At 70.5% G+C, this 9,881-nt stretch carries 10 protein-coding genes; 7 read left to right on the plus strand and 3 right to left on the minus strand.

Annotation, left to right across the window (positions count from 1 at the left end; translation table 11 throughout):
• Positions 1-74 precede the first annotated feature (74 nt).
• On the plus strand, positions 75-539 hold the full coding sequence (locus ACFVGW_RS14915; protein ID WP_383170197.1) for a GatB/YqeY domain-containing protein: 465 nt from the start codon (positions 75-77) through the stop codon (positions 537-539).
• A gap of 84 nt (positions 540-623) precedes the next feature.
• Here ACFVGW_RS14915 and ACFVGW_RS14920 read toward each other — a convergent pair whose 3' ends face one another.
• Positions 624-2,840, minus strand: coding sequence for a transglycosylase domain-containing protein (locus ACFVGW_RS14920; RefSeq protein WP_385852232.1), 2,217 nt, complete (start codon positions 2,838-2,840; stop codon positions 624-626).
• 505 nt (positions 2,841-3,345) lie between these two features.
• On the opposite strand from ACFVGW_RS14920, the gene ACFVGW_RS14925 reads away from it, so the two are divergent.
• Positions 3,346-3,690, plus strand: a complete 345-nt coding sequence (locus ACFVGW_RS14925) for a WhiB family transcriptional regulator (RefSeq protein ID WP_026058363.1) — start codon at positions 3,346-3,348, stop codon at positions 3,688-3,690.
• A gap of 164 nt (positions 3,691-3,854) precedes the next feature.
• Here the strand turns inward: ACFVGW_RS14925 and ACFVGW_RS14930 are convergent, their stop codons facing one another.
• Together ACFVGW_RS14930 and ACFVGW_RS14935 are read right to left on the minus strand one after the other, a co-directional pair.
• Positions 3,855-5,258: an ArsA family ATPase gene (locus ACFVGW_RS14930; RefSeq protein ID WP_383222377.1), complete on the minus strand. Its 1,404-nt coding sequence runs from the start codon at positions 5,256-5,258 to the stop codon at positions 3,855-3,857.
• The gene (locus tag ACFVGW_RS14935; RefSeq protein ID WP_352190364.1) at positions 5,255-6,217 is read right to left on the minus strand and encodes an ArsA-related P-loop ATPase; all 963 of its coding nucleotides are present in this window, start codon (positions 6,215-6,217) and stop codon (positions 5,255-5,257) included. The genes ACFVGW_RS14930 and ACFVGW_RS14935 overlap by 4 nt, the downstream gene beginning before the upstream one ends.
• Before the next feature lie 72 nt (positions 6,218-6,289).
• Between ACFVGW_RS14935 and ACFVGW_RS14940 the strand changes: the two genes are divergently transcribed.
• The 5 genes from ACFVGW_RS14940 (at position 6,290) to ACFVGW_RS14960 (ending at position 9,755) form a co-directional block, all read left to right on the plus strand.
• On the plus strand, positions 6,290-6,448 hold the full coding sequence (locus ACFVGW_RS14940; RefSeq protein WP_017947820.1) for a DUF4177 domain-containing protein: 159 nt from the start codon (positions 6,290-6,292) through the stop codon (positions 6,446-6,448).
• Positions 6,448-6,930, plus strand: a complete 483-nt coding sequence (locus ACFVGW_RS14945; protein WP_385852233.1) for a RidA family protein — start codon at positions 6,448-6,450, stop codon at positions 6,928-6,930. The genes ACFVGW_RS14940 and ACFVGW_RS14945 overlap by 1 nt, the downstream gene beginning before the upstream one ends.
• An 85-nt stretch (positions 6,931-7,015) precedes the next feature.
• Positions 7,016-7,957, plus strand: a complete 942-nt coding sequence (locus ACFVGW_RS14950) for an NUDIX hydrolase (RefSeq protein WP_385852234.1) — start codon at positions 7,016-7,018, stop codon at positions 7,955-7,957.
• Entirely contained in the window at positions 7,954-8,784 is an 831-nt protein-coding gene (locus ACFVGW_RS14955) for an MBL fold metallo-hydrolase (protein WP_385852235.1), read from the plus strand. Before ACFVGW_RS14950 ends, ACFVGW_RS14955 begins: the two co-directional genes overlap by 4 nt.
• An 86-nt stretch (positions 8,785-8,870) precedes the next feature.
• Entirely contained in the window at positions 8,871-9,755 is an 885-nt protein-coding gene (locus ACFVGW_RS14960) for a prohibitin family protein (RefSeq protein WP_383222366.1), read from the plus strand.
• The last annotated feature ends 126 nt before the right edge of the window (positions 9,756-9,881 follow it).

Below are 9,881 nucleotides of genomic sequence, written 5' to 3' on the forward strand. Positions count from 1 at the left end.
CCCCCCATCGTCGCAGACCCGATGGGCGGAAATGCGCGGGCGGTCGGGCCACGGCACCTGACACACTTGGGGACATGACCACGCTCAAGGCCAAGCTTCAGGACGACCTCAACGCCGCCATCAAGGAGCGCGACGAGCTGCGCTCCTCGACGCTGCGCCTCACCCTCACCGCGATCACCAAGGAGGAGGTCTCGGGCACGACCAAGCGCGAGCTCTCCGACGACGAGGTGCAGAAGGTGATCGCCAAGGAGGCGAAGAAGCGCCGCGAGGCCGCCGAGGCCTTCGCCCAGGGCGGTCGTGCCGAGTCGGCCGAGCGCGAGAAGGCGGAGGGCGTGATCCTCGACGCGTACCTGCCGAAGCAGCTCGGTGACGACGAGCTGGAGCAGATCGTCGCCGCGGCGGTCGCCGAGGCCGCGGGCGCCGGAGCCGAGGGCCCGCGCGCCATGGGCGCCGTCATGAAGATCGTGAACCCGAAGGTCGCGGGCAGGGCCGAGGGCGGGCGTGTCGCCGCCGTCGTGAAGAAGCTGCTCGCGGGCTGACTCCCGGCCCGGGCGGCCGACGACGAACGACCGAGGGCGCCTCCCCGTACGGGGAGGCGCCCTCGTCATGTCCTGCGGACCGCCCTAGCGGCCGTTGCCGCCGCCGCGGCCGTTCCCGCCGCCGATCAGGTCCGGCGGGATGGTGATCTCCGGGAAGCGGGGCTTGTCGCGCCCGGGCTTCTCGTCCTCACCCGGCTTGGGCTTGTCCTTCTCCTTGTCCTCGGGCTTCTCGCCACGCGGTACGGCGATGGGGGCGAAGGACGGCGTCTCGGAGGCGTTCAGCGCCCCGGTCATCGCGATCTTCCAGATGGGGCCCGGGAGGCAGCCACCACAGACCTTGCCGTAGTACTCGCCGCCGATGGTGATGTCGTACATCGACTGCTTCTCGCCGACGTCGTCACCGACCCAGACCGCGGTGGACAGGTTCGGGGTGTACCCCACGAACCAGGCGTCCTTGCGGTCGTTCGTGGTACCCGTCTTGCCGGCGTTGTCCCGGTCGCTCAGACCCGCCTTCGTGCCGGTGCCGTCCTCGACGACGCCCTTCAGCATCTGGTTGACGGTGTCGGCCGTGCGCTCGCTCATCGCCCGTGAGCACTCGGTCCGAGGCACCTTCAGCTTCTCGCCGTTGGCGGTCTTGATCGACTCGATGGCGACCGGGGTGCAGTAGGTGCCGCGGTTGGCGAAGGTCGCGTAGGCCGCCGCCATGTCGAGCGGGGTGGCCTCGATCGCGCCGAGCGTGATCGAGGGGCTCTCCTTGACCTGCTTGCCCAGCTCCCGCTCGTACCCGACCTTCCTCGCCATCGTGACCGTCTCGCACAGCCCGGCCATCTGCTCCAGCTTGGCGAAGTAGGTGTTGATGGACTTGCCGAGCGCGCTGGTCATGTCCCAGGTGCCGGTCTCGGACTTGAGCTCGTTGCCGACCTTCCACTGGGCGTAGCCCGCGGGCTTGCCGTCGCAGCGCGTGAAGGAGTTCTCCGGGACCTGGATCTCGTATCCGGTGGAGAAGCTCTGCGCCGGGCTCAGCCCCTTCTCCAGGGCCGCCGCGGCCGTGATGGGCTTGAACGTCGAGCCGACCTGGAAGCCGTAGGTCGTGCCGCCCATCTTGCTGCCGACGGCCAGGTTGAGCGTGGTCTGGTGCTGCTTCTGGTCCAGGCCGTACGGACGCGACTGGCCCATCGACAGGATCTTGCCGCTGCCGGGCTGCACCTGGACGACCGAGGCGGCGACCTTGTCGTCCTCGTTGATCTTCGCGACGGCCGCCTCGTTGGCCGCCTCCTGCGCACGCGGGTCCAGCGTGGTCCGGACGGTCAGACCGCCGAGGTTCCACAGCTTCTGCCGCTCCTCGACCGTCTTGCCGAAGACCGGGTCGGTGAGGATCGTCTTGCGCACGTAGTCGCAGAAGAAGCCGGCTCCGTCGACGGCGGTGATGCAGCCGTTCTTCGGGGTCTTCACCTTCAGCTTGACCGGCGTGGCCTTGGCCCGGTCCGCGTCCGCCTGGCTGATGTCCTTCACGTCGGCCATCCGCTGGAGCACCACGTTGCGGCGCTTGGTGGCTTCCTGGAGGTCGTTGACCGGGTCGTAGCGGCTCGGCGACTGGACGAGGCCGGCCATCATCGCGGCCTCCTCCAGCTTGAGGTCGGCGGCGTGCTTGGAGAAGTAGCGCTGGGACGCCGCCTCGATGCCGTAGGCCTGCTGACCGAAGAAGGTGATGTTGAGGTAGTTCTCGAGGATCTTCTTCTTCCCCAGCTCCTCCTCGACCTGGATCGCGTACTTCAGTTCGCGCACCTTGCGGCCGATGGTCTGCTGGGTGGCCTGGGCGACCTTCTCGGGGTCGTCACCGGCCTCCTCGACGAAGACGTTCTTCACGTACTGCTGGGTGAGCGTGGAGGCGCCCTGGGACACGCCGCCCGACTGGGCGTTGCGGTTGATCGCGCGCAGCACGCCCTTGAGGTCGATCGCCCCGTGCTCGTAGAAGCGCGAGTCCTCGATCGCGACGATCGCCTTCTGCATGTACGGGGAGATCTTCTCCAGCGGTACGACCTTCCGGTCGCGCGAGTACACGGTGGCGAGGGTGCCGCCCTCGGAGTCGAGGATGGTGGTGCGCTGACTCAGCGGTGGTGTCTTCAGGTTGGACGGGATTTCGTCGAACCCCTCGACCGTGCCCTTCGCCGCGAGCCCCAGTGCTCCGGCCGCGGGCAGGGCGATGCCCGCCAGCACGGCTCCGGAGAGCACACTGACACCGAGGAACTTGGCGGCCTGCTGGGTCCCGGTCAGACCTCCGCCCGAGCGCTTCTTTGCCATGGGGGGCAGCCTAATCCGTCGTGACCGGCGTTCCGCAGGAGCGGGGGCGTCTCGGAGCGTTCGCGTACCAGACCGTGACATCCGAGCGGCCCGGGGACCTACGCCTCCATTCGCCGGACACGCGTACAGGCCTTGGCCTAAGCTGCTCCCAACTGTCACAGCAGTGTGGTTCAGCACCATGGCCCGGGCGTGACATCGGCAGGAACTCCCCAGGACCCGAACCTGGGGAAGTCATGCCCGATTCCGCCCCGTGCGTCACTCGACGCCCCATGTGACTCCGTCACAGCCGGGCGAACTGTACCGGTTCGCCGGTTTGGACACGTATGTCCATCGGTCACTCCCCTGGGTGATCTGCCGCGTACGCATAGTCCGTTCGGGCCATTCAAGATTGGGCCCGAAGGGGGTGTTGCGCTGTGCCCACCTTCCGTAACGTCACCAACTGGCAGCGGTGAATATGCCGCTACCGCCGTGGGGGAGCCTCGATTCGGGAGAGGACGGCGCCGGTATGGGCTGGGTAGCTGACTGGAGTGCGCAGGCGGCCTGCCGCACTACCGATCCGGATGAACTTTTCGTGCAGGGAGCGGCGCAGAACAGGGCGAAGGCGGTGTGCACCGGCTGTCCGGTGCGGACCGAGTGCCTGGCCGACGCGCTCGACAACCGCGTGGAGTTCGGCGTGTGGGGCGGCATGACGGAGCGCGAGCGCCGTGCCCTGCTGCGCCGGCGGCCGACCGTCACCTCGTGGCGGCGACTGCTGGAGACCGCGCGCACGGAGTACGAGCGGGGAGCGGGCCTGCTGCCCGTGGCGATGGAGGACGACGCGACGTACGAGGCGTACGCGGCGGTGGGATGACAGGGCGCCGGTAACCCACCTCCGGCCAGGGGCAACCCGCCTGTGGTCAGAGGCACCCTGCCTGTGGTCAGGGGCACCCCGCCTCCGGCCAGGCGTAACGCCCTCGGCCAGGCGTAACGCCCTCGGCCAGGCCTAACGCCCTCGGTCAGTGGCGACGCCTGGGGTCAGGCCGACGGCATACGGCCGGCCGTGAGCCGGTCACCGATGGCCCGAAGCCCTGCCAGATCGTGTACGTCGCCGGGCAGGGCGGCCACTTCGGCGACAGCCACCTCGGGGTGGAGCGCCGTGAACCGGTCCCGCGTGCGCTGCTCGCGCTCGAGCACCTGCATCCGCTCGGCATGGAGACGGAGCAGGCCGGCGGTCAGCTGCTGGATGTCGGGTGCGTCGTCGTCGGCTGTGGGGGCAGCCTCGGCGTGCGAAGAACGTGCGGCGGCAGTGCTCGGGGTCGTGCTCGTGCCGACGGTGGTGCTCGTCGTCGTGCTCGTGCTGGTGGTTCCGGCGGCGGTCGCGGTGTCTGACGGCTCGGTGTCTGACGACTGGGGTGCAGTGGCCCGGGAGCCACGCAGTCCAGTCTTCCCGGCCCCCTGATCGACAATGCGCCCCTCGTCAAGATTTTCCGCCGCGGCCCGCGCGCGCTCGGCCGAGAGCCGGGCGGCACCACTGCCGTGGACGCGGTTGAGGACGAGCCCGGCCAGCGGCATCTCCTCCGCGGCCAGCCGCTCCACGAAGTACGCCGCCTCCCGCAGCGCGTCCCGCTCCGGCGTCGCGACCACGAGGAACGCGGTGCCCGGGGCCTGGAGCAGCTTGTACGTCGCGTCCGCCCGGGTCCGGAAGCCGCCGAACATGGTGTCCATGGCGGCCACGAAGGTCTGTACGTCCTTGAGGAACTGACCCCCGAGCAGCTTCCCCAGCGTCCCCGTCATCATCGACATGCCGACGTTGAGGAACTTCATCCCCGCCCGGCCGCCCATCTTCGCCGGGGCCATCAGGAGCTTGATGAACTTCCCGTCCAGGAAGGACCCGAGCCGCTTCGGCGCGTCCAGGAAGTCGAGCGCGGAACGCGACGGCGGAGTGTCGACCACGATCAGGTCCCACTCGTCCCGGGCCCGCAGCTGCCCGAGCTTCTCCATCGCCATGTACTCCTGCGTACCGGCGAAACCGGCCGAAAGGGACTGGTAGAAGGGGTTCTCCAGGATCGCCCGGGCCCGCTCGGCGTCCGCGTGCGCCTCGACGATCTCGTCGAAGGTCCGCTTCATGTCGAGCATCATGGCGTGCAGCCGCCCGGCGCCTGACCCCTTGATCCCGTCCACCTCGCGCGGCACGTTGTCCAGCGAGTCGATCCCCATCGACTGGGCGAGCCGCCGCGCCGGGTCGATCGTCAGGACGACGACCCTGCGGCCCCGCTCCGCCGCCCGGACGCCGAGCGCCGCCGCCGTCGTCGTCTTGCCGACCCCGCCCGCGCCGCAGCAGACGATGATCCGCGTGCCCAGGTCGTCGATGAGCGGATCCAGGTGCAGGACGGGGACGGAGTCCAGACCGTTCGCCGCTGCGTTCACCGAACCCGTCACACGCCCACCCCTTGCTTCCGTAGGTCCTTCGCCAGCCGGTACAGGCCCGCGATGTCCGCCCCGTCCCCCAGGAACGGCAGCTCGTACGCCGGTACGTCCAGCTCCATGAGCACCGCCCGCTGTTCGCGCTCCAGCTCCACCCGCTGTGCGTGCTCGGCCGCCTGCTCCAGGAGCGGTTCGACCAGCTTCGTACCCCCGCGGATGCCGGCCGCGGCGAGGGTCCGCGCCACCGCGTCCCGGTGGTCGCCGGAGGCCGCCCGCACCGCCGCCTCGTCGAGGACGTGCGGACGGACCATGTTCACGATGACGCCGCCCACCGGCAGTTCGGCGGCGCGCAGCTCCGCGATGCCGTCCGCGGTCTCCTGGACCGGCATCTCCTCCAGCAGGGTCACCAGATGCACGGCCGTCTCGGGGGACTTCAGCACCCGCATCACGGCCTGCGCCTGATTGTGTATCGGGCCGATCCGTGCGAGGCCCGCCACCTCGTCGTTCACGTTGAGGAAGCGGGTGATGCGGCCGGTCGGAGGCGCGTCCATGATCACGTGGTCGTAGGTGTAGCCGCCGTGCTTCTCGCGCCGGCGGACCGCCTCGCAGGCCTTGCCCGTCAGCAGCACGTCACGGACCCCGGGGGCGATCGTCGTCGCGAAGTCGATCGCACCGAGCTTCTTCAGGGCCCGGCCCGCGCTGCCCAGCTTGTAGAACATCTGGAGGTAGTCGAGCAGGGCGCGCTCGGCGTCGATGGCCAGCGCGAAGACCTCGCCGCCGCCCGGGGCGACGGCGATCTTGCGCTCCTCGTACGGAAGGGCCTCCGTCTCGAAGAGCTGCGCGATGCCCTGTCTGCCTTCGACCTCGACGAGGAGGGTCCGCTTGCCCTCCGTGGCGAGGGCGAGCGCGAGGGCGGCGGCGACCGTCGTCTTACCGGTACCGCCCTTGCCGCTGACGACCTGGAGCCTGCTCACGTCTTCGAGCCTAACCACTGGAGCGGTCGCCTAAGCAGGAGGCTGCCTGTGGCAGCGGATACAGTCGGCTCCATGACCAAGTGGGAATACGCGACCGTGCCCCTTCTCGTGCACGCGACGAAGCAGATTCTGGACACCTGGGGCGAGGACGGGTGGGAGCTCGTCCAGGTCGTCCCCGGACCGAACAACCCCGAGCAGCTCGTGGCCTACCTGAAGCGGGAGAAGTCCTGATGAGCGAGGCCGCGAAGGGCGCCGTCGAGGCGAAGCTCGCCGAGCTGGGGCTGACCCTGCCGGAGGTCGTGCCGCCGCTGGCCGCCTACCAGCCGGCCGTCCGGTCCGGTGTGTACGTCTACACCTCGGGCCAGCTCCCGATCGTGGCGGGCAAGCTCCAGCTGAGCGGCAAGGTCGGCGCCGAGGTCACCGCCGAGGAGGCCAAGGAGCTGGCGGCCACCTGCGCGCTCAACGCGCTCGCGGCCGTGAAGTCGGTCGCCGGTGACCTGGACCGGATCAAGCGGGTCGTGAAGGTCGTCGGCTTCGTCGCCTCGGCCGACGACTTCACCGGGCAGCCGGGCGTCATCAACGGCGCGAGCGAGCTGCTCGGCGCGGTCCTCGGCGACAAGGGCGTGCACGCGCGCAGCGCCGTGGGCGTGGCCGTGCTCCCGCTCGACGCCCCGGTCGAGGTCGAGGTCCAGGTGGAGCTCGTCCAGGACTGACCCTCCACGCTCACGCGGAGCCGGTTCCCCCGTCCCGGGGGAATCGGCTCTCGTGCATCCGGGTAGTTGCGCATACCATCCGGCCATGTCGAATGGTCAGTGGTACCCACGGGAATGGCCCGCCCTCATCCGCGCGCTCGCCGCGGGCGAGCTCACCCCCGCGACTCCCAAGCGGGCCGCCACGGTCCTGCTGCTGCGCGACGGTACGGAGGGGCCGAGCGTCCACATGCTGCGCCGTCGCGCCTCCATGGCCTTCGCGGGCGGCGCGTACGCCTATCCCGGCGGTGGTGTCGACCCGCGCGACGAACACCTGGTGCGCTGGGCCGGGCCCTCCCTGGAGACCTGGGCCGAGCGGCTGGGCGTCACGGGTACGGCGGAGGCCCAGGCGATCGTCTGCGCTGCCGTGCGCGAGACGTACGAGGAGGCGGGCGTGCTGCTCGCCGGGGAGACCGCCGGCTCCGTGGTCGGCGACACCACCGGCGACGACTGGGAGAAGGACCGGGAGGCGCTGGTCGCCCGCGAGCTGTCCTTCGCCGACTTCCTCGACCGGCGCGGTCTCGTGCTGCGCTCGGACCTGCTCGGGGCGTGGGCGCGCTGGATCACGCCGGAGTTCGAGCCCCGGCGGTACGACACCTGGTTCTTCGTGGCCGCCCTGCCGGCCGGCCAGCGCACCCGTAACGCCTCGACGGAGGCCGACCGCACGGTCTGGATCCGCCCGGTGGAGGCCGCGGCCGGTTACGACCGGGGCGAGCTGACGATGATGCCGCCGACCATCTCGACCCTGCGCGCGCTCACGCGCTTCGGCTCGGCCGCCGAGGCGCTGGCCGCGGCGGCGGGCCAGGACCTCACCCCCGTACTGGCGCAGGCGCGTCTGGAGGGGGACGAGGTGATCCTGAGCTGGCCGGGCCACGACGAGTTCACCAAGCACATCCCGACGGGTGGCGGTGGGGCCGACGGTGCCGCTCCAGGACCGGAGCCGGAGGCTCCGGGTGCGGGGCCGGCCGCGGGACCGGAGGGTGCGCGATGAGCGACGCAGCCGCACTGCCCGGACAGCCCCGCGGCGGAGTCCTCTCCGGGCCCGCGACCGCCCGCGCCGTCAACGTCCTCGCGCCGAACCCGTCCGCGATGACCCTGGACGGCACCAACACCTGGATCGTCTCCGAGCCGGACTCCGACCTCGCCGTCGTCATCGACCCCGGCCCGCTCGACGACGGCCACCTGACGCATGTCGTCGAGACCGCGGCCGGGCTCGGCAAGCGGGTCGCGCTCACCCTGCTCACGCACGGCCACCCGGACCATGCCGAGGGCGCCGCCCGGTTCGCCGAGCTGACCCGGACTCATGTGCGGGCTCTGGACCCGGCGCTGCGGCTGGGCGACGAGGGGCTGGCCGCCGGGGACGTCGTCACGGTCGGCGGTCTGGAGCTGCGCGTCGTACCGACTCCCGGCCACACCTCCGACTCGCTCTCCTTCCATCTGCCCGCCGACCGGGCCGTCCTGACGGGCGACACGATCCTGGGGCGCGGCACGACGATCGTGGCCCATCCCGACGGGCGCCTCGGCGACTATCTGGACTCGCTGCGGCGGCTGCGCTCGCTCACGGTCGACGACGGCGTCCACACCGTGCTGCCGGGCCACGGGCCGGTCCTGGAGGACGCCCAGGGGGCGGTGGAGTTCTACCTCGCGCACCGGGCCGGCCGGCTCGCCCAGGTCGAGACGGCCGTCGAGAACGGCCACCGGACCGCCTCGGAGGTCGTCGCCCATGTCTACGCGGACGTGGACCGCTCGCTGTGGCCCGCCGCCGAACTCTCCGTACGGGCCCAGCTGCAGTACCTGCGGGAGCACGGACTGATCTGACCCCCACCGTCGAGGGCGCGCGGGATTGTGTCTTACGCTCCGCTTACTTCGTCTACTGCAGACCGTCGCTCTCGGGGGGAACGCCCATGTTCGTCATAGCCATCCTGCTGCTCATCGCAGCAGTGGTGCTCTTCTTCGTCGCCCGCTCCAACGATGCGAAGGGCCTGAAGCTCGGTGCGCTCGGCGCGGTCATCGCGGGTGCCTTCTCGCTGATCGTCAGCATGACGTACGTGGTCAGCGCGTACGAGGTCGGTGTCCCGGTCGCGTTCGGCAAGGTGGGCTCGCCGATGACCTCCGGCATGCACGTCAAGTCGCCGTTCACCGACGTGACGACCTTCTCCACCCGCCCCGTCGACCTCAACCTCTCCGACAAGGACGTGGTCGAGGTCCGCTCCTCGCAGGGTGGCGTGATGGAGGTGGAGGTGACCGTGAAGTGGGCGGTCATGCCGGCCAAGGCGGTCGAGCTGTACCGGCTCGCGGGCAGCGAGGAGTCCATCCAGCAGCGCCTGGTCTACCCGGACAGCCGGGAGATCGTCCGTAACGTCTTCGCCCGCTACACGAGCGAGCAGGGCTACGCGACCGACCGCGAGAAGATCAACGCCGAGATCGGCATGCTCATCAAGGAGCGCCTCGCGCCCCGCGGGATCGACGTCACGGCCGTCAACCTGCGCAACGTGAAGCCCTCGAAGGCCCTGCAGGACCAGATCGACCGCAAGATCCAGCAGCAGCAGGCGACCGAGCGCGCCACCGAGGCGGCCCGCACGGCCAAGGCCGAGGCCGACCGGCGCCGTATCGAGGCCGAGGGCATCGCCCGCGCCAACCGGATCCTCAACGACTCGCTGACCGACAAGGTCCTGATGAACCAGTGCATCGACGCGTACAAGGAGGCCGCGGCGAAGAACCCGGTGTACGCGGTTCCGTGCGGTTCCGGCAGCGGCAACCCGCTGATCGTGGACGGTACGAAGCGGTAGTCGTCCCCGTACGTACGAGAGCGGCCGCCCGGTCCATGACCGGGCGGCCCCGCACGTAAGGGAAGGTCCGGGGGGGAGCGCCGACCCGGAGCGCGGGGGGCGACCGACACCAGGCAAACAGCGCCG

This window comes from Streptomyces sp. NPDC127129 (genome assembly GCF_042671585.1).
In the GTDB taxonomy this organism is placed as follows: Bacteria; Actinomycetota; Actinomycetes; order Streptomycetales; family Streptomycetaceae; genus Streptomyces.

What these genes read in the sequence shown, in the direction of transcription:
- ACFVGW_RS14955 (WP_385852235.1), top strand. Translation starts at nt 7,954, where the DNA reads ATGAGCGACGCAGCCGCACTGCCCGGACAGCCCCGCGGCGGAGTCCTC.
- ACFVGW_RS14925 (WP_026058363.1), top strand. Translation starts at nt 3,346, where the DNA reads ATGGGCTGGGTAGCTGACTGGAGTGCGCAGGCGGCCTGCCGCACTACC.
- ACFVGW_RS14945 (WP_385852233.1), top strand. Translation starts at nt 6,448, where the DNA reads ATGAGCGAGGCCGCGAAGGGCGCCGTCGAGGCGAAGCTCGCCGAGCTG.
- ACFVGW_RS14960 (WP_383222366.1), top strand. Translation starts at nt 8,871, where the DNA reads ATGTTCGTCATAGCCATCCTGCTGCTCATCGCAGCAGTGGTGCTCTTC.
- ACFVGW_RS14950 (WP_385852234.1), top strand. Translation starts at nt 7,016, where the DNA reads ATGTCGAATGGTCAGTGGTACCCACGGGAATGGCCCGCCCTCATCCGC.
- ACFVGW_RS14920 (WP_385852232.1), bottom strand. Translation starts at nt 2,840, where the DNA reads ATGGCAAAGAAGCGCTCGGGCGGAGGTCTGACCGGGACCCAGCAGGCC.
- ACFVGW_RS14915 (WP_383170197.1), top strand. Translation starts at nt 75, where the DNA reads ATGACCACGCTCAAGGCCAAGCTTCAGGACGACCTCAACGCCGCCATC.
- ACFVGW_RS14940 (WP_017947820.1), top strand. Translation starts at nt 6,290, where the DNA reads ATGACCAAGTGGGAATACGCGACCGTGCCCCTTCTCGTGCACGCGACG.